The 22,927-nt window shown below is 41.9% G+C and carries 16 protein-coding genes; 5 read left to right on the forward strand and 11 right to left on the reverse strand.

Going from position 1 to position 22,927, the window contains the following annotated elements:
- Positions 1 to 8 precede the first annotated feature (8 nt).
- From IEO70_RS06275 to IEO70_RS06320, 10 genes are all read right to left on the reverse strand, one after another.
- On the reverse strand, positions 9 to 2,078 hold the full coding sequence (locus IEO70_RS06275; RefSeq protein ID WP_328820879.1) for a sigma 54-interacting transcriptional regulator: 2,070 nt from the start codon (positions 2,076 to 2,078) through the stop codon (positions 9 to 11).
- A 158-nt stretch (positions 2,079 to 2,236) separates the two neighbouring features.
- Positions 2,237 to 3,754, reverse strand: coding sequence for a class I adenylate-forming enzyme family protein (locus IEO70_RS06280; protein WP_190997510.1), 1,518 nt, complete (start codon positions 3,752 to 3,754; stop codon positions 2,237 to 2,239).
- 82 nt (positions 3,755 to 3,836) lie between these two features.
- Positions 3,837 to 5,042 carry an iron-containing alcohol dehydrogenase gene (locus IEO70_RS06285; protein WP_190997511.1) on the reverse strand — a complete coding sequence of 402 codons (1,206 nt, stop codon included), beginning with the start codon at positions 5,040 to 5,042 and terminating at the stop codon, positions 3,837 to 3,839.
- Positions 5,043 to 5,473: 431 nt separating this feature from the next.
- Positions 5,474 to 6,991 (reverse strand): aldehyde dehydrogenase family protein, encoded by a 1,518-nt coding sequence (locus IEO70_RS06290; RefSeq protein ID WP_190997512.1) that lies wholly within the window; start codon positions 6,989 to 6,991, stop codon positions 5,474 to 5,476.
- Between the two features lie 16 nt (positions 6,992 to 7,007).
- Positions 7,008 to 7,880, reverse strand: coding sequence for a R2-like ligand-binding oxidase (locus IEO70_RS06295; RefSeq protein WP_190997513.1), 873 nt, complete (start codon positions 7,878 to 7,880; stop codon positions 7,008 to 7,010).
- A 932-nt stretch (positions 7,881 to 8,812) separates the two neighbouring features.
- Positions 8,813 to 10,351 carry a class I adenylate-forming enzyme family protein gene (locus IEO70_RS06300; RefSeq protein WP_190997514.1) on the reverse strand — a complete coding sequence of 513 codons (1,539 nt, stop codon included), beginning with the start codon at positions 10,349 to 10,351 and terminating at the stop codon, positions 8,813 to 8,815.
- Between the two features lie 414 nt (positions 10,352 to 10,765).
- Complete coding sequence (locus tag IEO70_RS06305) at positions 10,766 to 10,945, reverse strand: DUF4083 domain-containing protein (protein ID WP_190997515.1); 180 nt, start codon at positions 10,943 to 10,945, stop codon at positions 10,766 to 10,768.
- Between the two features lie 341 nt (positions 10,946 to 11,286).
- Positions 11,287 to 12,759, reverse strand: coding sequence for a DASS family sodium-coupled anion symporter (locus IEO70_RS06310; protein WP_190997516.1), 1,473 nt, complete (start codon positions 12,757 to 12,759; stop codon positions 11,287 to 11,289).
- 164 nt (positions 12,760 to 12,923) lie between these two features.
- Positions 12,924 to 13,601, reverse strand: coding sequence for a C39 family peptidase (locus IEO70_RS06315; RefSeq protein WP_190997517.1), 678 nt, complete (start codon positions 13,599 to 13,601; stop codon positions 12,924 to 12,926).
- 9 nt (positions 13,602 to 13,610) lie between these two features.
- Positions 13,611 to 14,291, reverse strand: a complete 681-nt coding sequence (locus tag IEO70_RS06320; RefSeq protein WP_190997518.1) for a copper homeostasis protein CutC — start codon at positions 14,289 to 14,291, stop codon at positions 13,611 to 13,613.
- 775 nt (positions 14,292 to 15,066) lie between these two features.
- Between IEO70_RS06320 and IEO70_RS06325 the strand changes: the two genes are divergently transcribed.
- Complete coding sequence (locus IEO70_RS06325) at positions 15,067 to 15,825, forward strand: TrmB family transcriptional regulator (protein ID WP_190997519.1); 759 nt, start codon at positions 15,067 to 15,069, stop codon at positions 15,823 to 15,825.
- 243 nt (positions 15,826 to 16,068) lie between these two features.
- Entirely contained in the window at positions 16,069 to 17,253 is a 1,185-nt protein-coding gene (locus IEO70_RS06330) for an MFS transporter (protein WP_190997520.1), read from the forward strand.
- Positions 17,254 to 17,301: 48 nt separating this feature from the next.
- On the opposite strand, the gene IEO70_RS06335 is transcribed toward IEO70_RS06330, so the two are convergent.
- Positions 17,302 to 19,224: a heavy metal translocating P-type ATPase gene (locus IEO70_RS06335; protein ID WP_190997521.1), complete on the reverse strand. Its 1,923-nt coding sequence runs from the start codon at positions 19,222 to 19,224 to the stop codon at positions 17,302 to 17,304.
- A 356-nt stretch (positions 19,225 to 19,580) separates the two neighbouring features.
- Between IEO70_RS06335 and IEO70_RS06340 the strand changes: the two genes are divergently transcribed.
- The 3 genes from IEO70_RS06340 to IEO70_RS06350 all read left to right on the forward strand — a co-directional run bounded on the left by IEO70_RS06340 (position 19,581) and on the right by IEO70_RS06350 (position 22,878).
- Positions 19,581 to 20,240 (forward strand): biosynthetic peptidoglycan transglycosylase, encoded by a 660-nt coding sequence (locus IEO70_RS06340; protein ID WP_190997522.1) that lies wholly within the window; start codon positions 19,581 to 19,583, stop codon positions 20,238 to 20,240.
- Between the two features lie 560 nt (positions 20,241 to 20,800).
- Positions 20,801 to 22,552, forward strand: coding sequence for a SulP family inorganic anion transporter (locus IEO70_RS06345; protein ID WP_190997523.1), 1,752 nt, complete (start codon positions 20,801 to 20,803; stop codon positions 22,550 to 22,552).
- Positions 22,552 to 22,878, forward strand: coding sequence for an ArsR/SmtB family transcription factor (locus tag IEO70_RS06350; protein ID WP_190997524.1), 327 nt, complete (start codon positions 22,552 to 22,554; stop codon positions 22,876 to 22,878). The genes IEO70_RS06345 and IEO70_RS06350 overlap by 1 nt, the downstream gene beginning before the upstream one ends.
- The last annotated feature ends 49 nt before the right edge of the window (positions 22,879 to 22,927 follow it).

The raw sequence follows: 22,927 nt of genomic DNA on the forward strand, positions 1-22,927 counted from the left end.
CATTCCTCCTACGTAATAGATTGGTATTTTTTCAGCTTGTCATAGAGGACAGAACGACTGATTCCTAATAGCTGACATGCTTTGCTTTTATTGCCGTTCGCCATTTGTAGCGCCCGGTGGATCGCCAGTTGTTCGGCTTTTTCGAGAAGCGGCTGATCAGATGCACTCTCCTCATCTTCAAGAAACAGGTCATAGCCTGCTTTTTTTATAATATAATCCGGCAAATCGCCAAGTTCTACCTTGCCATTTTCAGCAAAAACCATCGCCCGCTCCCACACGTTGCGAAGCTCTCGGACATTGCCCGGCCAATCGTATTCCACAATCGCCTGTTCAAACATCGGATCCCAACCGGTTACACTCGTGCCATTCTTCTTGTTCAGTTCGCGAATAAACAGTTCGCTCAACAATAAAATATCCTTTTTCCGTTTTCGTAGCGGCGGAATCTCAAAGGAAATGACATTGAGTCGGTAAAAAAGATCCTCCCGAAATTCTCCCTCGGCAACCATTTTCTCAAGTGGGCGGTTCGTAGCGGCGATTATCCGGACATCCACCTTAATTCTTTCGGTACCTCCGACTCGGTAAAACTCTCTTTTTTGCAAAACACGAAGCAGCTTCGCCTGCAACTGAAGCGACATATCGCCTACTTCATCGAGAAATAAAGTGCCGCCATGCGCCAAATCAAACTTACCGATTTTCCCTTTATGCTTCGCTCCTGTAAACGCGCCTTCCTCATAGCCGAAAAACTCCGACTCAAGCAAATGCTCCGGGATGGCCGCACAGTTAACCGTAATGAATGGACCTTTACCAAATAGGCTAGCACTATGTATAGCGTGTGCGAACAGCTCCTTGCCGGTGCCGCTCTCCCCGCGGACCAAAATAGTCGTCCGGCCTTTTGCTGCTTTCATGCCGCTTCTCATCAGCTTTTCCATGAGCGGGTCATGAGTGACTATTTGATCAAATGTGAAACGCGATGTTTCAACCTTTTCCTTCACTTTCGTCGTTTCATAATTATCAAAGCTTTTCAGCAGCTCTTTTACTTCATGAAGCTGACGATATACAACTTTACCGATTGCACCGATTATCACCTTATCTTGATACACAGGGATGCGATGTACCATATATTTAATGCCCTTAATCTCTAGAAATTCGCTTATCTCTGCAACGCCTGTCTGCAGCACTTTCTCAAGTTGCAGCTGCGGCAGAACATTTTCCACTTGTGCCCTTTGAACATGGTCAGAAGTTAAATCGAATAACTCAATTAAAGATGGACTAATAAAAATAATTTCCTCTTTTTCATTGATCATCACAAGTCCGTCATAAGCATTATTGATAACGGATTGCAAAATTGTTTTCCACTTCTTTTCGCTTTCAAGCTCGGCAGTTAAATGCTCAAGCTCGGAAACATTTTGCAATAGTATAATGAAACCTTGTTGATCATCTGATATGTTGTATTTGGAGACCCGGACGATAAAATGTTCTGATTGAAAGCGCATACGAAAAGTTGCTTCTTTATCGCCCTCCATTGTTTTTATTTGAGGGATAATGTCTGCAAGACTGTGTTTTAGAAGTTCATTTTTTTGAATGCCGACATAGTCGGCAATGCGTTCATTTGCAAAAATAATGTTCTGATCCTCATCAGTCATAATTGCACCCAGATTGGATGTGAACAGTACCTTTTCTAGCTTTTCCTTTAAAAATTGCGTTTCCTGCACATAGTTCATGACCACATCCGTCTTTGTTATTAGACCTATCGGCTCGCCTTGCTTATTGACAACAATGCCGGTGCCGATGCGGCTCTTCATAATGAACGTGCTGAGTAATTCGGTATTGACGTCTTCCAAAATCGTTCCGACATCTTTTTTTATATAATCGCTAATCGGGGTTTCGTGACCAACATTCTCCATGATCATTTGATGGAGAGAGCTTCTTGTATATACACCAATCAACTTGCCGGTTGAATTAATGACAGGGATCGTATTCCATTTCGTATCCTTCATCATTTCTACAGCATCCAAAAAGGTATTGTGAGGAAACAAGCACTGCTCCATCGGTGTCATAATTTCCCTTACAAGCTTCACTGACAGCCCCCTTTCTCATTTTACAAAATATACCACTATAAAAATTTCGATAATCCATTAAGAAACTCCTTTATTTTTCCATAAAAATTTATCCGACAATTGTATGAATGCATACCAAAGAGACAGCTGTAAAAAGCTGCCTCTCATCTTATATAATCTTATTGATTACTAGTTTGCTGATCCAGCTCCTTCAAAGCTGTTTTTAAAATCTTTCCTGTGCGGTTTTTAGGAATTTCAGAAAGGAAGCTGACATAATCAGGCACCTTATATTCCGCCAATTGCTCGCTGCAGTAAGCGCGAATATCGTCCACAGTCAGTTCCGGATTTTTCGAGACGATATAGGCGACCGTCTTCTCACCGAAAACCGGGTCTGGTCTGCCGATGACAGAAGCTTCTACGACATCCGGATGTTTATAAATCACTTCTTCGATTTCGCGCGGATAAATGTTAAAGCCGCCGCGAATGACGAGGTCTTTTTTGCGGTCGACGATGAAATGGTAGCCTTCTTCATCGTAGTAGGCAAGATCGCCTGTATACAACCATCCATCCTTAATCGTATTAGCCGTTTCTTCCGGCTTTTTATAGTAGCCCTTCATCATATTCGGACCGGTGAAAATGATTTCTCCGACCATATGCGGCGGACATTCTTTACCGTCAGCATCAACGACTTTCAAATCAACACCCGGGATCGCGGAACCGACAGAGCCGATTTTCTTCGGCAAATCGCGCGGTGTTGTCATGAGCATTACTGTACTTTCCGTTAAGCCGTAGCCTTCGGAAATATCGACACCAAATGATTTATTCGTCTTATGCAATAGTTGCTCCGGAAGACTCGCCCCGCCGCAGCCTGCAACACGCAGTGCTGAAAAATCCATTTCATCCAGCTTCGGATTTTGTGCAAACATCGCATACATTGTCGGCACACCAAGGAACACAGTAATTTTATGTTCAGTAATGACTTTCAATGTTTCAACAGGGTGGAATCGTTCTTCTAAGTAAATCGTCGAGCCGTGAGCAATCGGAGATAAAAATCCTTGCAGCTTCGCATACGCATGGAAAAGCGGAAGTACACAAAGAATACGGTCCTCTGTCGTCAGCTTGTTCAGAACGGCAGCAGAGATTGTCATCCAATTTAAATTAGCATGCGTTATCATTGCTCCTTTAGGGCTGCCGGTCGTACCTGATGTATAAATGATTTGTGCGACAGATGAAGCTGATACTTGCAGCGGCGCGTTGATTGGTGACGGTGAGACAAGTTCTTCCCAAGAAGCATATTCTTCATCTTCTACGCTGAGACAGTAAATTTGCTTCACATTCTTAAATCCGGCTTTTGCCTGATCAATCACCGGTTTGACAATCGATTCAATCAGCAAAAATTGTGACTCTGAATCGTTGACAATATACGTGATTTCTTGTTCCTTGAATGACGGGTTAATCGGCACGACCGTTGCCCCATTCGCTAAAACGGCGAAATAAGACACGATATATTCAGGGCGATTCGTCATCATAAGCGAGACATGGACGCCTTCTTTCACACCGATATTTTTCAAGCCGGCAGCCACTTGAAAAACTTTCTCCTGCAGCTCTTTATATGTGGTGAATTGATTTCTGAAGTGGATGGCATTGTTATTCGGCAATCTTTCCGCAGAATTACACAATAAATCGACAATACTCATTATTTTCAACCTCCAATGGAATAGAGAATCGCCTTTCATCCTGCCGGTTCAGCAAGCTGAAAGGGCTTATTTGAGGTGCGGTTTAATTGACGATGACTTTTGAGCCAACTACGTCTTGGCACACTTTGACGATGACATCTTCCGGGATGCGGAAGCTTAATGCTGAAGGGTCAGCCAGAACAGCCGGAACTAGTTGCGGGATGTGTGCAGGGTCGATGTTAAAGTCAGCAAAATCAGCCGGCAAATCAATTTCTTCTCGTAAATTATTGATAATGGCGATGCTTTCTGCTAACAGTACTTGTGGATCATCGGAATCGCTTTGGACACCGATTGCTTGCGAGAATTCTTTAATTTTCGGCAAATAAAGCTGAGGCAAATGCGTTAACACGCGCGGCATTAACACGGCGTTCGCCAAACCATGAGGGATGCCGTATTTCGCGCCTAATGTGTGGGCAAGATTATGAATCGGAATCGCCGCCATTGCCAGCTGGAAGCTTGTGATGGCCATTGTGCTCGCCTGCAGCATAATCGCACGAGCTGCTACATTTGAACCATTTTTCACAGCTGTTTTTAAATTATTGACGATTAATTTTGCAGCATGGAGTGCAAAGGCATCCGACATTGTTGTGGACTTATTGGAAAAATAACCTTCAACCGCATGCGTCAATGCATCCATCCCTGTGAATGCCGTTACTTTCGGCGGAAGTCCGACAGTCAAATCCGGATCAAGAATCGCGATATCGGAATTCAAATACGGATTCATCAAGTTACATTTCACGCCAAGCAGCTCATTGTATACAACCGCAATTGAGGAAACCTCTGCCCCTGTACCGGCCGTAGTAGCAATGGAAATGTGCGGAACACCCAACGGCTGGGCTTCAGGCGATGTTTCAAGCAAATTGCCTGTCAAGGCTGCTTCTACATGATTGATTTTTCGACTATACGCCCATTTGACTGCTTTCGCCGTATCCAACACGCTTCCGCCGCCGATAGCAATAATTGAATCTCCGTTACATTCCTTGAAGTATTTAATCCCTTTGTTAATATTTGAAGACTTCGCATCTTGGTCGATATCATCGAACACGCCAGCCAATTGAATGCCGGGCACGATTTCAAAAATATTCTTGATTTTCTTCGTCAAGCCGGCAGCCGTAATCCCTTTATCAGCAAACAAAACCGGTCTTGTGCCGCCTAAATCTTTAATCAAATCCGGTACTAATATATGCGTTCCTGAACCGCTTTTAACGATTGTACGATGGGCAAATTCAAAATATGAAGTAGTTTTCATACCATCTCTCCTAATCTAAAATATTTTTACACTATAAAAGTTTTCTGCTGTCTAACCTTACACCTGCCACGCTTGGAGGCCTACAGGATGTAGGTCAGATCGGCGAAGACATGCGGCCGTGGCGCCCTTAGCCGATGTTCCCCTCTTGCCTCCCCCAAAGAAACAAAAACCGGGTTTCTCGTGTGGGGCCCTCACGATGAGAGTCACAGCGACGAAGATATGCGGACGTAGCGTTCTTAGCTTCAGCGGCCAGCCAGTTTTCATCTTAGAGTATCTTGTCAAATTCATGACTGATAAGTGATGAATTTGACAGCTCGAGGTCATAAGCGAACGGGCCGATTCCGCTTTTCGGTTCCCGCATGTCTCCTTTTTCATCGATGTGAATCTAAGAAGCATACTCATGATGAAAAAGAACCGGTGACGGTTTTTCTTTAAAAAATAAGACCAAGTGCCGGACGTTGATTGTTTTCTGCAGTCAACGAGGTTGTGATATTTTTCAGTTCCGTATACTCATTGAACACTTGAATACCTAGCTCACGGCCGATTCCGCTTTGCTTATAGCCTCCGAATGGCGCATCATTTCGGAATACATGCCAATCGTTGATCCAAACTGTTCCTGCTTTGATTTTTGTCGCGATTTCATTTGCTTTGTTCACATCGCGAGACCAAACGCCGCCAGATAACCCGTAAATTGTATCGTTGGCAATTTGAATCGCTTCTTCCTCAGTCGAATACTTAATGACTGCCAGGACCGGACCAAAAATTTCCTCACGGGCAATCTTCATGTCATTCGTCACATCAGCAAAAATTGTCGGCTCAATAAAGTAGCCATTGTCAACTTCCGGACCGGATGCACGCTTGCCTCCGCAAACCAATCTTGCCCCTTCATCAATGCCTGATTGAATGTAGCCGAGAACTTTCTCCATTTGCGACTCAGAAATGACCGGACCCATGCCTGTTGCAGGATTAAGCGGGTTGCCGAGCTTAATTTTCTTCGACGTTTCCGCTAATTGCTGAACAACTACATCGTAAATCGACTCATGGACAAGCAATCGTGTGCTCGCTTCGCAAACTTGACCTGAATGGAAAAACACACCCAATAAAATGCCCGGGATTGCCAGCTCCAAATCAGCATCTGGCAGCACGATACACGGGGCTTTCCCTCCTAATTCAAGTGTTACTTTTTTCAGCGTGCCAGCTGATTGCGCCATAATGTTTTTACCGACTTCTGTTGAACCTGTGAAAGCAATTTTATCTACTTCAGGATGTGTAACCAATGCCGATCCAACTTCTGAACCAGGTCCTGTCACGACATTTAGGACACCAGGAGGCAAGCCTGCTTCAACTGCAAGCTGAGCCAGTTTCAATGTACCAAGCGGCGTGTCAGAGGCCGGCTTCACAACGATGGAATTGCCCATCGCAATTGCAGGAGCAATTTTCCACATTGCCAGTACAAGTGGGAAATTGAATGGTGTGATCGCACCGACGACTCCTAAAGGCTCGCGCACTAACTGACTTCTGTTTGCGCCATATGCTTCAACTACTGGAAGCGTTTCAACAAAATTATATTTCAATGACATATTGGCTGTTTGATGCAGACATAGAACCATTTGTCCGATATCAGCGCCGCCAAGCTTACGCAATGTCGCGCCTGTGCTGATTCCCTCTAAATAAATCAGTTCTTGAGCATGCTGTCTGATTTTGCCGGCAAACTGAAGCATTACTTGCGCCCGCTCAGCCTGCGTTTTCTTCGACCATACGCCAGATTCGAAAACCTCTCTCGCATTGGAGACAGCTCTCTCAACATCCTCAGCTGAACCTTTAGCCACTTTAGCTACAACCTCTGAAGTCGCAGGATTGATGACATCAATCAATTCGCCGCTTGAACCTGGCACCCATTCACCATTAATGAATTGCGCAAAAACTTGTACTTGCACGTCTGTACTCATCGAATCTCCTCCTTTTTTATTCCATAATTAATTCTGTATTGTAGATTTCCTCTAATGTTTTTCCTTTTGCTCTTGAAAGCACCTCCATACGTGCCGTCAATTGCTTCAGCGCATACTCCATGCCTTTGCCTTCTTCAATGCCAAGCGGAGTCACTTTTTGCCCTTCTGGTCTTTCTGTCAGCATTTGCGCAATCGGCATCAGCTCGCCCAATCTCAGCTGAACGCGCTCAAAAAGTTCAGGCTGTTCACTAATCAGCCTTTGGATTAAAAATGTTCCAAAACCGATATGGCGCCCTTCATCTCGTTTTACATTGCGGATGCCTGCAATGAATCCTGGGAAAAGGTTCGCTTTCGATAAAGCTTCGTAAAAGAACCAATACCCCGTCTCTGCTAAAACACCTTCAGCAAAAATGTTATACGTAACAGCTGCATCGACTAATGCTTCATTCGATTGATCGACCAGTAATTTCTCCATTGTCGTCGGAAGCACTTCATCAAAAAGCTTCTTATAACCAGGCGTAATCAGATGCGACAAATCCTCCGTCACACCGATATTTTCAAGAAACAGACTGAAAAATTCGGCATGCTTCGCTTCTTCAAAAAGAAACGTCGTCAAATACATTTCTTCTTCAATCCAACCTTTTTTGGAAACAGCCATAATCATTGGCAAAATATCTGCTGTCACCGCTTCTTCGCCGCCAATGAATTGCGCAAACTGAGTAAGTACCTCTTTTTGTTGATCAGGAGTCAGCTTCTTCCAGTCTTCTTTATCTTGTGAAAAATCGATATCAACCGGATTCCAAATACCGGCCCTCTTCGCTTTTTGATACAGATTATAGGGCAGTGAACTTTTATTGACTGTTTGCTTGATCATTGCATACTCTCTCATTGCATTCCCTCCATAGCGTATTCAGTATTAGGACAAATCAAATGCGGAAGCACCTCATTTAGCGACGTATGGACTAGGGCTCTCTGGCTGAGAGTCACAACGGCGTTGCCACAGGACGTGGCGCATTTAGCCGTTGTTCCTATTCTCCCAAGATAAAAGAAACACGAAGAACGATAGCGATTCGATGTTTATTTATTGCAGGGAGATTGGCGAAGTACACTAGACGCTGAGGTGCTGAAGCTAGACGCCACTTCATCTATTTGAAGCGACTATCTACATAGAATCTGATGATTATTTCAAAACACAAAATAAAGCGCTTACACCATCCTTCTGCTAAATTATCGAAGATTCGTATTCCAGCTTCGATCAACTTTGTGTCCACACCACTATCATGCATTTATCGTGCCAAACTGATAGAATTAGAAAAATAAATTCATATTTTCCTAAACACGGACTGTATTGTTAGCGAAAGATGGAGCTCGCGCTTCCATCATATATTTCTATTTATAGAGTTGCAGTAAAACGTCTGTTACAAATTCACTCCCCTTGTGCACTTTTCGGACACTTTCAAAACTTAGCTGTAGGAAAGTCATTCAATTAGAAAAACCGTCACCGGTCCTTTTTCATTTATGATTCTGCTCCTTGAGCTCACTCCAATGAAAAAGGAGACATGCGGGAGGACTAAGAAAGGAACATCGGCTAAACCCGTCACGTCCTGTGACAACGCCGATATGACCAACATCCTGTTGGCCTCTGAGCATGGCAGGTGTAAGGTTAGACAGATTTCTAGGTTCAAAGTTATCCTTTTTTTACGAAAAACCGTCACCGGTCCTTTTTTATTTTGAATTCACTTCACTAGAAAAGAAGATATGCTGCGAATGCAAGACAGGACGGAGCAGCTAAAAGTGCCACGTCCTTAGGTTTCAATCACGCTACACATTTGCCCGTAAAGCTTTTTTCAAAATCTTTCCGGCTGCATTTCTCGGCAGTGCATCTGTAAATTCTACAATTCTCGGTTTTTTATAGGAGGTCATTTTTTCCTGACAATAAGCGATTACTTCCTGCGCTGTCAGCTCGGCTCCATCTTTTTTGACGACGATTGCTTTCACAACCTCGCCCCACGTCTCATCAGGCACTCCAATCACAGCACATTCGTGAATATCCGGATGCCCGTACAATATGTTTTCAATTTCAACCGGATAAATATTTTCGCCGCCGCTTATAATCATATCCTTCTTGCGGTCCACGACATAAATAAATCCTTCATCATCCATGCGCACTAAATCTCCACTATGGAACCAGCCGCCGCGAAAAGCTTCTTCTGTCGCTTCCGGATTTTTATAATATTCCTTCATTAGAGTTGGGCCGCGGTATACAATCTCTCCGACTTCACCAAGCGGTACATCATTCATCGCTTCATCTACGACGCGCACCTCGACATTGGCAATCGGCTTGCCGACAGACAGATTTTTGCGCATGGCGTCCTCCGGCAGCAGGCACGTCGTAACCGGGCTCATTTCACTTTGGCCGAACGGATCGTATAATTTCGCATTCGGGAAACATCTCAATATCTTTTCCTTTAACAGAATCGGACTTGGCGCGCTGCCGGCATAACAAGACTTTAATGATGTCAAGTCATAATCACCGATATTCGGCACACTGACGAGCATATGCCACATTGTCGGCGCCATAAACATCGTGTTGATTTTTTCTTTTTCGATTGTTTCCAAAACAGATGTCGGCTGAAATTGTGTATGAATGACAGTTGTCCCCTTTACCGGAGAAACTAGTGTCGAAAGAGCCGCAATATGAAATAATGGCGCAACAAGAAGCTGCTTATTGGAATCATCCATATTGGCATACGAAGCTCTGTTCATGCCGTTTATGCACAAATTTTGGTGCGTCAAAACAGCGCCTTTCGGTTGTCCGGTCGTACCTGATGTGTAAATGATGGAACATTCGCTGTAGCCATTCAGTTGCGGATTCGGCTTATATTCATACGTACGGTCAAAAATTGACGCATAGTTCAAGCTCTCCGGCATCATTGGATCACCGACTACAACCATTCTTTCAAGCTTCGGACATTTATATAAAATTGATTCAATCATTTCTACATATTGATGATTGACAAATAAAAGACGACAATCTGAGTGATTAATCATAAACGCCAATTCATCTGAATTCAGGCGAAAATTAAGAGGCACAGATACTGCTCCAGTTAAAGCAGTCGCATAAAATGCTTCAACAAACGGCAGTCCATTTAGCAGCAGTAAGCCAATTTTATCTTCATGTTTAATTCCGACATGCTTCATCCAACCAGCAAGATTTTCAACCTTCTTCTCTAGCTGTCCGTATGTGAGGCGCTCATCGCCAAATATAAACGCTTCTTTGTCCGGCACTTGATGAGCTGCACGTTTAACGATTTCCCCAACCAATAGTGAGCGTGATAATTGCAAATTGCTAGTTGTCATACAAAACCCCTCCAGATTGATAGTTTTAATACTACTCTATACATTTCTAACATTCTGGTGGTAAAACCTTCTTTCAAACAAATCTTTTCACCGCAATAACTGACAAAGTTCTTGACTTTATCGACATTTTACCCATTTTTCCCCATTTCTTGATTTTTCTGTAGATATTACGTTACATATTCCTATTATGAAACTAAAAAGAAGAAGATTTCTATGCTCTTTATGCTGATTGTAAAAGCTTTAGAATTCAGAAGCTGGTAAACTCCCGAGCCTAGAACTCATGGAAGCGATGTCGAAGTAAAACGAGGATTCAAGAATTTGAGGAAGGTAAGATTGAAATACATCAAATATTTTAAAGGAAAAATAAAAAGATGATTCCGTTCTATAAAGAAATCATCTTCTTGCTTTATTGGGCTATTTCTTTTCCTTCTGTATCTGTTCCAATTTCTCTTCAATGCGATTTAACTGCTCTCTCTTCTGTCTAGATGCGCGCCAAAAGTATATGATAAGGACAATAAAAACAATCGGAATCGCTAATGATATTAATTGAAATAATATATCTCCTATATTTAAGCTGATGCTAGTCGTCTCCATACAGTCTCCCTCAATATTTTTATTTTATTTAAATTATACCAAAATTCCCTCTATTAACCATTTCATTAGTATATAATTATTTAGAAACAATTTTTTAATTATGAGGTGATTCATATTCGAAATGCTTCATTGCTGATGATAGGCAATTTCATTATTGCCTTTGCGATGGCTACTTTTGCTTATGAAGCGTACACAGACTCCGAGACTGTGTTAAGCATTATTTTCGCTTCAACAAGTTTTGTCGTACTCGTCATTACTACTCTTTTATTTATATACAACCGGAAAAACAAACAACATTAAGTAAGACCAACCCGATTCATTTCGAGTTGGTCATCTATTATTTACAATAAACCGATCCATTTCCAATATGTAGCTGAGAATAGCAGAATCAACAGGAAGCCTGCTACCGTAAGCGGGATACCGGATTTCAGAAAGTCTTTTGCAGTGAAAGTGCCTGTACCATAAGCCAGCATGTTTTGCGGCGCATTGACCGGCAATAGAAAGCCGAAACTGATAACAAATTGCTGAATGATAATTAAACCGATTGTATCAAAATCGCCATTCATCGTTGTTGCAAGAGCAATGAATATTGGAATTAGAGCAGAGGCTAAGCTTGTCGCACTGGCAAAACCTAAATGGATAATGATATTAAAAACTGATAGTAAAGCGATCAGACCAAGAATCGGCATTCCTTCGATGCCCAATAAATCAAAGAAACCATTCGCCAGCCAAGTAGCCGCTTCCGTTGATAATAAAATCGTCCCTAATGAAATACCGACAGCGAACACAATGATTGTCCCCCACGGAATAGTTTTCTCAGCCTGTGCCCAATCAAACACCCCTATTTTAGGTGTCAGCATAATTGCAACTGCAATCAGTGTTACTGTCGTTGTATCAATATTATGGACAAACCCTTCTGTTGACCAGAAGAATAACAATAATATAGATATGCCGATTAATCGTTTTTCGACATTCGTTAAAATGCCGAGTTCATCCAATTGTTTTTTCACGAGATCTTGTCCGTTTGCGATCTCATCCGTTTCCGGCGGAATGACTTTTAGCATAATGAAATAGAGGAGAATTGACATGATGACCGACCAAGGTGCAGCGTATATAAACCATTCACCCCACGAAATGGTGACGCCGAATTTTTCTTCAATAAAGCCGAGAGCGACCATATTTTGAGCAGCTGCTGTTTTAATTCCGACATTCCAAATCGATATCGATTGCGCGGCTGTAATTATAAGAAGCGCAGCCAGCTTGCTTGTTTTCTCCATCCCGAACGCTGCTACCATCCCTAGCAGAATCGGAACAAGCGCACCTGCTCGGGCAGTTGCACTTGGAACAAATAAAGCGAGAATAAAAGAAACGAGAATTGCCCCAACAATAATTGCTTTCGTTTTCGAGCCGACTTTGGAAAGGATGACAAGCGCGATTCGTTTATGGAGATTAGTAGCCTGCATCGCTGCAGCAATAAACAATGCCCCAGCTACAAGCATGACAGCGGAATTACTGAAACCGGCCAATGCCATCTTCAACGCCGGACCTGTACCAAGAACTGCAGTCGGATCTTCAAGTGTCGGGCCCATTCCGAGAATGACAGCAATTAAACCAATAATCATCGCCGAACTTACCGGATAAGAGACTGCCTCAGACATCCATAAGATTATTGCAAATACTAAGATGGCCAATGCCCGGTGGCCGATTTCAGGGAGTGTTTCAGGAGTAGGCAATAATAGAATAATAATCATCGCTGCCGTAGCAGCAAAAAGCCAAAGGAATTTTCTCTCTTTCTTTTCTTCTGTCGAATTCATCTTTATTTCCCCCTTTGAAAAACTTGTGAAGTATTTCATCTATAATTATACCTGGAAATTAATAGATGAAATCGACATAATGTTACAATTTTCAGTATTTTAACCAACCTTTCGTGAACGCAAAAAAATCCCTCAGCCCGCTATGGCAGAATGAGGGATTTCAATTATTCACTAATATACATCGCCTGACTGCCCATCTGCACCCAAGCCTCTTCAAATTTTGCGCGATCAAGCGCAATATTCGTCTCTGATTTCATCGGATCATTGACGTATACGTAGTTATCATCATAACCGGTCATTACGACGCTATGCTGGCGATATGTCACCTGCATCGATCCTTCTTCTGTTTCCCATGTGAGAAACTGCTCATCCGGCAGTTGTTGGAATCTGGCATTTGTCAGCACCCAAACTGGATTGCCACCTTCAAGAGCAGCATACAAAGCTTCAGGCTTTTCACCGGTCAAGTTTTTCACTTTCCAAAACGAAGTGTATTTTTTTGCAAGCTTTATAATTGGCTCGACATACACACCTAAGCCGTCCTCATCAAGTGTATCCATTGCGCCGACAAAACCATCATGCATATTTCCTTTGAAGCCTTTACTTTCAAACGGTTCATAAACGATTTCATCCGCCAGCTCCATTTTGTCAATATCATAGCCTCTGTATTGCAAAATCATGGCTAAACTAGTAATCTCGCAACCTCTTGGCAACTCCGGATATTGAAGAACAAGTGGAACACTATCAACTTGCGCACTGCCTGTTAAGTCATTGTCAGCCAGAATACTGCAGCCTGACAATACCAGTACCGCAGACATAATCAATCCCATTAATTTTATTCTCATATAACCCCATTAAACCCCTATAATATTTTTAATATGTCGGATCTGTTCAATAGATATTTTACCATATATGTCAGCATTTTCTCGTGCACTTCGTCCAATATGATAAGATTTCCCCTTCGTCAAAGCTTTGACGGAATCGACGTTTTCTTTAGTAATCCCGCCGCCAATCAATATTTCCACTGAGGAATCAGATTGCTCAATCAATTGTTTCAATTTTGCGCTTCGTTCATTCAAGTCGCCATATCCGCCTGATGTCAAAATCGTATTGATAGACGGATAATCCATTAACGTCCGCAACCCTTCCTCTAAATCAAACAATTCATCAAAAGCCCGATGAAAGGTAACATTAAGCCCTTTGCTGACATGAAGCAATTTCTCGAGCATTTTTACATCAATGCGGCTATTTGCTTGCAGACAGCCAAACACCACTCCATCAGCTCCAATTTCCTTCACCGCTTCAATATCATACTTCATTACTTCCAGATCATAAGAAGAATAGCAAAAACTACTGCTCTTCGGCCGAATCATAACCCTAATCGGCAACGATACAGCTTCAACGCATTGCTCAATCATGCCGATGCTCGGTGTCAATCCGCCCTCTGAAAGCGCGCTCACCAATTCAATTCGATCTGCACCCGCCTTTTCGATCGCTACACAATCTTCCACACTCATCGCAATAACTTCAAGCATTTTCGCCACCTCAAATCTATATATCAAAAAAATTTTTATTTATCATTGACTACATCTTAAACAACTAAATACGTTATAAATTTATTATACCAAGAAAAATTCTAGTATTATTAGAATCTCACACATATTTTTTTCATTTTTTTTTTTGTAAATAAGGGTTATTGTTTTGTGCACCGGGTATATATTAGTAACGGGATGATAAAACATTCCGTTGAAGATAAACGGTGGTCGGTTGCTTAACTTACAGCATTGCACCTTGTAAAGAAAGGGTGTAATTTTTAAGCAAGATTGTTAAAGCAAACTCGTTAACATCTGTATGTGACAAAACGGTTTGATGAACGTTCAGACGTTCTGGAGCAAATGGTATTGTTATAACAATCGGGAGAACGATCCGTTAAACAAGGGGTATTCGAAAACCTGAAAACGTTATAACAAATAGGAACGCGATTCAAATCAATCGGCAGTTTATCAACATTCACTGCGAGCGAATGAAGAGGCTGCTAACAATAGTGAACGTTTTGAGAGCAAAAAGATGAATTAACTAATCATTTAAGAGGGTGTAGCGAAAATAAGCACACAAGACTCAAATAAACAGAGAAAGCAACCTGCCACCCATTCATACCGAATAAAGAGTGAGGCTTCCAAGCAAAGGAAGCCTCTTTAATTGTTTAGGAAATTATAAAAATCTACATTGTGTATAAGTTTAAAAACGCTGCTTGTAAAAAAAACAACATACACATATGATATAAAGACCAACATTTTACTAGGAGGACATATGCTACAAAAGTTCGGCTTTTCTCAATACGAAAGCAAAATATATGAGGTTCTTGTCTCAAGCGAGCAACCCATAGATGTCAATATGATTGCCAAACATTCCAGCGTCCCGAAGGCTAAAATCTACGAAGTCCTTGCACGTATGGTACAAAAAGGCATGATTATGGAGGCCGTTTCAGAAAAGAAAAAAATGTATACTGCCCTGCCGCTCAATCAAGCCGTTGAACGTCTGACAGCTGAATTTCAAGCTAATATTGAGAAATTCAAAACAAGCACAACAAAAAAAACATTTCGCGATGATCGCGTTTGGAGCTTCAAAGTGCAGGCAACGATTAGGATGCAGATCAAACAGCTCATCCGAGAAGCCAAAAAATCAATCCGCTTCTCTGCATGGAATGATGATTTCGCTTTCTATTTGCCTATGCTGAAAGAAAAAGAATCAGAAGGTGTTGACGTAAAAGTACACATTGTCGGTGAACCGCAAGCTGAACTGAAGGAAATACATTATTTTATTCCAACCGAAGAAGATGTTTTTCTGGAGCGTTTCCAGTTGCTGATTGTTGATGATCAAGAAATCATTTTCGCAACGAACGAAGATGAATCATGGCAAGCTATCCGTACAATGTCTACTCCCTTCGTTAAAATATTCGCTGAGTTTTTCTACCATGACGTCGTTTTAACAAAAATTTTAAGCAAATATAGCGATACGCTCATGAGAGATCCGGAAATTAAAAATACTGTGACGAAATTACGGTTTTAATAAGAAAAACCGTTACCGGTCCTCATCTTCGTTCAAAAATATACACTTTGAAACAAAGGCCTGCCGAAATGGCAGGCCTTTGTTCGTTAATCGGTCAGCATTTCCTGTTAATCATTCCACCTATAAAAGAATTTATCCACATTAAAAATCTAGGTCTTGAATTTCTCGCCTATTTCAGTTAGCATTGAAAGAGTGATTTTTTACTACAGCAGTGGTAAAAGAAATGAAGGAGCGGAATTTTTCATGAATTTTAAAGTATACATCTTGGCTATTTCCGTTTTTGTAGTAGGCATGGTCGAGTTGATGGTAGGCGGGATTTTACCGCTTATTTCGGCAGATTTAAATGTTTCGATCAGTACAGCAGGACAACTTATTACTGTCTTCGCCCTCGTGCTAGCGATTGCAACACCGACAACGTTGGCTGCAACTGCAAAAGTCGAACGAAAAAAACTGTATATATCAGCTTTATTTATGTTTTTTATCGGAAATATCCTTTCCTATTTCAGCCCAAACTTTACAATGATGATGGTTGCACGTGTATTTACGGCAACGGCGGCAGCATTGCTGATCATTTTATCCTTGACGATTTCAGCTAAAGTCGTTCAGCCTGGATTCCAGGCGAGAGCCATCGGAATCATCACGATGGGTATCAGCGCATCACTAGTGCTTGGTGTGCCGGTTGGCGTAATGATTGCCAACGCATTTGGTTGGCGCATTCTTTTCTTAATTATTGCGATGTTGACGCTCGTTTCCATGCTTGTAATCTATCGTTATTTAGATCCGATTCAGCCGGAGAAAACGGTGCCGCTTCGAAAACAATTTGCTTCCTTGAAAAGCAACAAAATTATAAGTGCGCATCTAGTGACTGTCTTTACGTTAGCTGGTCATTACATGATTTACGCGTATTTCACGCCATTTTTACAAGAAACGATGTCTCTAAGCGCTTCATGGATTAGCGCTGCTTATCTTGTGTTCGGAATGTCCGCTGTCATTGGCGGAGGCTTCGGCGGTGTTCTTTCGGACAAACTTGGAGCGAAGAAAAGTATTTTAATCATTGTCGGCGTACTTGTCGTTACATTAATTGTTTTGCCATTTTCAACACATGTACCGCTTCTGTTCATTCCGGTATTGATTATCTGGGGCATGCTAAGCTGGGCTCTAAGTCCGCCGCAGCAAAGCTATTTGATTGAAACGGCACCTGAATCAGCGGCCATTCAGCAAAGCTTCAATACGTCCGCCCTGCAAATCGGAATCGCACTTGGTTCTGCATTAGGCGGAATCGTTATTGAAATCGCACCGGTTTCTAATGCTTCCTACTTTGGCAGTGCGGTTGTAGCAATCGCATTCTTATGCGCGGTTTACTCAATTACACGACCTGTTCGCACTGACAAAACAAACTCAACAGTAAAAGAACAAAGGATTAGCTAAATAAAAAGTTGTCCAGAGCACTCGCTTTGGACAACTTTTTTGTTTAAGTTATAAATTTTTCTCCATTCGTATAGCTTGCAACAAGCGCAAACCATTCAAAATGACTAAAATCGTGCTGCCTTCATGTCCGATGACACCGTATGGCAGACTGATAAATTGCAAGAAGTTTGAGCAGATCAGCAGCATGATGACCGCAATTGAGAAGATGATGTTTTGTTTAATGATTTTATTCATTTTTCTTGAAAGCACAACCGCTTCCGCAATTAATGAAAGATTATTTTTCATTAATACGACATCTGCTGTTTCAAGCGCGACGTCTGTACCTTCACCCATCGCAATCCCAATTGATGCTGTCGCAAGTGCCGGCGCGTCATTAATGCCGTCACCGACCATTGCCACTGTTCCGTACTTTTCTTTTAGTTTCTTAATTTCCTCTACCTTCGTTTCCGGAAGACATTCTGCTACGAAGCCGTCTATGTGGCTTTCTGCTGCAATTGCCTCCGCTGTCGCCTTGCCGTCACCTGTCAGCATGAAAGTATGCACCCCTACTGATTTCAGCTTTTCAATTGCCGCAATCGTTTCAGGTCGAACCATATCTTTCAATGTAATCAAACCGGCAATACCTTTCTCATCGCGTACAAACACTGTTGTTTTTCCTTCTGCTGCTAGCTTCAATGCAATGCCATCTTGGAACTGCACCGCTTCCTCCGCTCCTACAAAATCTTTTTTGCCGACTTTCCACTGTTTTCCGTCTAAAATTGCTTGTGCACCGTTTCCAGAAATATCTTCAGATGAATCAGGCGAAATCAGCGGCAATTCAGTATGCTCGGCTGCGTATTTCACAATTGACTGCGCTAGCGGATGATTAGAATATTTCTCAACAGAAGCAACGTGTTGAAGGAATACTTCTTCCGTTAAATCGTCACGAAAAATAACATCTGTCACCTCAGGTTTACCTTTCGTCAACGTTCCTGTTTTATCAAGAGCAATTGCCTTTAAGTTTCCCAAGTTCTCCAAATGGATACCGCCTTTAAAAAGAATGCCACGGCGAGCTCCATTAGAAATCGCTGATAACGTAGCTGGCATGATTGATGCTGCCAAGGCACATGGCGATGCTACTACAAGCAGAACCATTGCGCGGTAGATCGTTTCGTTCCAGCTCCAGCCTAATGTGTAGTGCGGCAAAAACATCATAATTGCCACAAAGATCAATACGCCATTTACATAAGCGCCTTCGAATTTTTCAATGAATAGCTGTGAAGGCGATTTTTCGCTTTGTGCTGATTGTACGAGTTCGATAATCTTTTGGAATAAAGTCTCTTCCTGACCCTTCGTAATCTTAACCGTAATCGTACCTCTTAAATTCACCGTTCCTGCAAAAACTTCATCTTCTATTTGTTTAATGACAGGGATTGGTTCTCCAGTAATGGCCGATTCATCAATATTGGTCGAACCTTTAACGATCATGCCATCTGAAGGGACACGTTCCCCGGCCTTAATTAAAACTATATCCCCGATTTGCAAATCTGCCACTGACACAACGGTTTCTTTGCCATCATCATCAATCTTCACCGCTTCTTCCGGCTGCAAATCCATTAAAGCAGAAATCTCTCTATGGCTCTTATTCATCGTATACGTCTCAAGCGCACCGCTTAATGCAAAGATGAAAATTAAAATTGCGCCCTCTGTCCAATAGCCGATGACTGCTGAACCGACAGCTGCCAAAAGCATGAGAATTTCTACGTTCAGTTTCTTATCCTCGATTGTCGCCAAAATCCCTTCCTTCGCTTTGGCATATCCACCGATCGCAAAGGCAAAAAGGAAAGTAATGATTGACCACGTTTCAATTTTATTTTCTGACAAGAGCCATGCAACCAAAATCAGAACACCGCTAAGTAAAGCCGCAATCAATTCGGCATGCTCACGCAATTTCTCCCAACGGTTACGTAAAACCCCTACTGATGCATCCATAGGAATCCCCCACTTTCTCAAAATCATTTCCAGTAATTAAGTAAATAATTTCCTTGTTATCTATCTAAGTTAACCTTAACAAAGAAAAACATCCTAGTCAATCTAATTGATAAAATTATTTTCTAATTGAGAACGAGTGTTAATTACAACCAATAATTATCCTCAATTAGCCATTTTCTATTCGATAATTATTATCAATTACAATTTGTTTTTTTCAGTCTTTATAAGCAATAGATAATTGTCAGATGAATCCATAGCAGTTTTCAATCGTATTCATTAAAATAGCAATATACACTCTAGGTTTTGTCTTTTTGGCATACTAAGAGCAGAAGTCACAATAATTACGAGGGAATCAAATGTTTAAACTTATCCGTAAGCTAATCAAATTAATACTGATTGCAGCGATTTTAGTTGGTGCATTTATCGGACTGACCGGCTATTTCAAATACAAAGAAGCGATTAAAGCAATTCCGATTGAAGAAAAGGTCGCTTCTATTCAAGAAAGCAGCAATTATACACCTTTAGATGAAATATCGGCCGATTTCACCGATGCGATTGTCGCTATCGAAGATCATCGTTTTTATGAGCATGGTGCAGTCGATCCTATCGCTTTAGCTCGCGCCACGTTTATTAACCTGCGCGAAAAAGAGGTGTTGCAAGGCGGCAGCACACTAACACAGCAGGTTGCGAAAAACATTTACTTTGAAAACGATCAAAACTTTGTCCGAAAAGTTGCCGAACTATTCGTTGCCTACAATCTTGAAAAAATCTATTCAAAGGACGAAATTCTTGAGCTGTACGTTAACGTCATCTATTACGGAGACGGCAATTATGGCATTAAAGAAGCAAGCGAAAACTACTTCGGTAAAATGCCATTAGAACTGAATTATGATGAAGCGACACTACTTGCCGGTTTGCCTCAAGCCCCAAGCGCCTATGCCCTAAGCACCAACTATGAACGCGCGAAACAAAGACAATCGGAAGTAATCGAAGCCTTGACGGAATATAGGAACTAAGAAAAACCGTCACCGGTCCTTTATCATTTTTGAATCCTCCTCTTGAATTACTTCAATGAAAAAGGAGCCATGCGACAGGACTAAGACAGCCGCGCCGTGAAACCCGATCTTGGTTTCACAGAGTGGTTGGCTTAGGACCTAGCATGGCAGGTGTAAGGTTAGACAATGAGAAAAACCGTCACCGGTCCTTTTTCATTTTTGAATCCTCCTCTTGAATTACTTCAATGAAAAAGGAGCCATGCGACAGGACTAAGACGAACCTTGAAGGAAACCCGCTTCTGGTTTTCGAAAAGGGACGGCTTAGGCTCGAGCATGGCAGGTGTAAGGTTAGACAATAAGAAAAACCGTCACCGGTCCTTTTTCAGCAACTACAATCAAAATATAATCTTTATAATTAAGGGACAGTTTGGTTCCTCCATTAAATGGAGAATTATCAAACTGTCCCTTTTCTTTCCTCATATAAAACTGGGTAAAATATCCACAATAAAACATATTGAAATAAGCTAACAACAGGAGTAATATTTGTATGTTCAAATATTTGAATATGCAAATACAAGGAGATGAAAAGCTTGTTTTCAAATTGGTTTAAAAACTATAATGCCGATATGTTCAAGAAAGACTTACTCTCCGGTATCATTGTCGGTGTCATTGCGATTCCACTCGGTATGGCATTTGCCATCGCTTCAGGAGTCAAACCTGAATATGGTATTTACACGACAATTATCGCCGGTATTTTAGTCTCTATTTTCGGCGGATCCAGCTTTCAGATTTCCGGTCCTACAGGAGCGTTTATCCCGCTATTATTTGGTATAGTCGCTACATATGGCTATAATGGTCTCCTTATTTCCGGATTTATGGCAGGTATTATTCTTATTTTAATGGGTGTTTTCAAATTAGGCGCCTTAATTAAATACATCCCTCGCCCCGTGACAATCGGGTTTACGACAGGTATTGCTGTCACCATCTTTGTCGGGCAAATATCGAAGTTCCTGGGACTGGACGGTGTTGCCAGCAAAGAATATTTTCACGAAACGGTGCACGAAATCATTACTCATTTTTCTACAATTGATATTTATAGCATCCTCACAGCAATTATTTGCTTAACGACAATTATACTGACACCCAAAATTGCTCCAAAGGTTCCGGGTGCCATTATCGGGATTATTGTTTCTACTGTTTTTGCACTTATCTTTTTCCCGGACAAAGTCGCAACAATCGGTTCAGCTTACGGAGATATCCCGAGCTCATTACCGAAGTTTTCATTCTTTGATGCGTCATTTCACGAAGTAGTGAATTTGATTCGCCCAGCCTTCACGATTGCGATGCTATGTGCGATTGAGTCCCTGCTATCGGCTGTCGTTGCTGACGGCATGACAAATACTCGTCACAACAGTAATAAAGAGTTAATTGGGCAAGGTATCGCCAATATGGTAACACCACTGTTCGGCGGTATTCCGGCAACAGGTGCGATTGCCCGTACAGCAACTAACATTAAAACTGGTGCGCAAACTCGTATGGCCGGTGTCATTCACGGTGTTGTCGTGCTGCTGACATTAATAATTCTTGCTCCATATGCATCCGTCATTCCATTAGCGAGCATGGCTCCAGTACTGATGGTTGTTGCTTGGAACATGAGTGAACGCAAAGAATTCATGCACGTCTTAAAAACGAAAACCGGCGATTCTATCGTCTTACTTCTTACATTCCTGCTGACTGTTTTCGTTAACCTGACAGTTGCCGTAGAAGTTGGATTGCTACTAGCCGTTATTTTGTTCGTAAAACGTATGAGCGAAGTTTTCCAAGTAAACAAAGTGCTTCCTGAGCTTAGCGATGACATCAAAGGTAAAGTAACGTCATCTGCTGTTTCACAAGCGCATTTCTGTCCGCAAATCAATATATTTGATGTAGAGGGCTCGCTATTCTTCGGCGCTGCCGAAACATTTGCGTACTATGTACAGGATTCGATTAATTATCATCCGGAAGTTGTCATCCTGAAGATGAATAAATTGATTCACCTTGATACAACCGGCGAAAACAATCTAAAACACATTATTGAACAACTGGAGAAGAACAACTCGACAGTACTCATTTCCGGGCTGAGAGGACAACCATTGCAAATGGTGAAACTGACAGGTCTATATGATAAAATGGGTGAAAAGCACTTCTTCAAAGATACTCAATCAGCTATTCACTATGGAACAACCCTTATTTCAAAAGATGTTTGCAAAGGGTGTGACCATTTTGCCTTTAAAGAGTGTCAAAAGCTTTCTAATGTGAAGAGTGGCCCAAGACCGGAGACGGAGGAGAAATAATGAACCTAGAAATGCAGCAGTTTAAAGCCGACTTCTTTAAAGCACTCTCCCATCCATTACGTATACGCATATTGGAATTGCTTGCAGAGGGTGATAAAAATGTCAATGAACTGCAAAGCTTAATAGGGAGTGAAGGATCAGCTGTTTCCCAGCAACTTATGGTTTTGCGCAGCAAAAACATCGTAACGGGAACAAAGGACGGCAACAAAGTCGTTTATTCACTGAGCGACCCGATGATCCTCGAATTGCTTGAGGTCGCAAAAAAAATATTCAGCAATCAGCTGGTCAATACAATCAACATACTCGACTCCGTTCGAGATAAATAGAAAAACCGTTACCGGTCCTTTTTCATTTTTGATTATGCTTCTCGATTCT

This window comes from Peribacillus faecalis, from assembly GCF_014712675.1.
Taxonomy (GTDB): domain Bacteria; phylum Bacillota; class Bacilli; order Bacillales; family DSM-1321; genus Bacillus_AD; species Bacillus_AD faecalis.

Coding starts and splice junctions, on each gene's coding strand:
- IEO70_RS06280 (WP_190997510.1), bottom strand. CDS start 3,754: ATGAGTATTGTCGATTTATTGTGTAATTCTGCGGAAAGATTGCCGAAT.
- IEO70_RS06285 (WP_190997511.1), bottom strand. CDS start 5,042: ATGAAAACTACTTCATATTTTGAATTTGCCCATCGTACAATCGTTAAA.
- IEO70_RS06290 (WP_190997512.1), bottom strand. CDS start 6,991: ATGAGTACAGACGTGCAAGTACAAGTTTTTGCGCAATTCATTAATGGT.
- IEO70_RS06295 (WP_190997513.1), bottom strand. CDS start 7,880: ATGAGAGAGTATGCAATGATCAAGCAAACAGTCAATAAAAGTTCACTG.
- IEO70_RS06300 (WP_190997514.1), bottom strand. CDS start 10,351: ATGACAACTAGCAATTTGCAATTATCACGCTCACTATTGGTTGGGGAA.
- IEO70_RS06305 (WP_190997515.1), bottom strand. CDS start 10,945: ATGGAGACGACTAGCATCAGCTTAAATATAGGAGATATATTATTTCAA.
- IEO70_RS06310 (WP_190997516.1), bottom strand. CDS start 12,759: ATGAATTCGACAGAAGAAAAGAAAGAGAGAAAATTCCTTTGGCTTTTT.
- IEO70_RS06315 (WP_190997517.1), bottom strand. CDS start 13,601: ATGAGAATAAAATTAATGGGATTGATTATGTCTGCGGTACTGGTATTG.
- IEO70_RS06320 (WP_190997518.1), bottom strand. CDS start 14,291: ATGCTTGAAGTTATTGCGATGAGTGTGGAAGATTGTGTAGCGATCGAA.
- IEO70_RS06325 (WP_190997519.1), top strand. CDS start 15,067: ATGCTACAAAAGTTCGGCTTTTCTCAATACGAAAGCAAAATATATGAG.
- IEO70_RS06330 (WP_190997520.1), top strand. CDS start 16,069: ATGAATTTTAAAGTATACATCTTGGCTATTTCCGTTTTTGTAGTAGGC.
- IEO70_RS06335 (WP_190997521.1), bottom strand. CDS start 19,224: ATGGATGCATCAGTAGGGGTTTTACGTAACCGTTGGGAGAAATTGCGT.
- IEO70_RS06340 (WP_190997522.1), top strand. CDS start 19,581: ATGTTTAAACTTATCCGTAAGCTAATCAAATTAATACTGATTGCAGCG.
- IEO70_RS06345 (WP_190997523.1), top strand. CDS start 20,801: ATGAAAAGCTTGTTTTCAAATTGGTTTAAAAACTATAATGCCGATATG.
- IEO70_RS06350 (WP_190997524.1), top strand. CDS start 22,552: ATGAACCTAGAAATGCAGCAGTTTAAAGCCGACTTCTTTAAAGCACTC.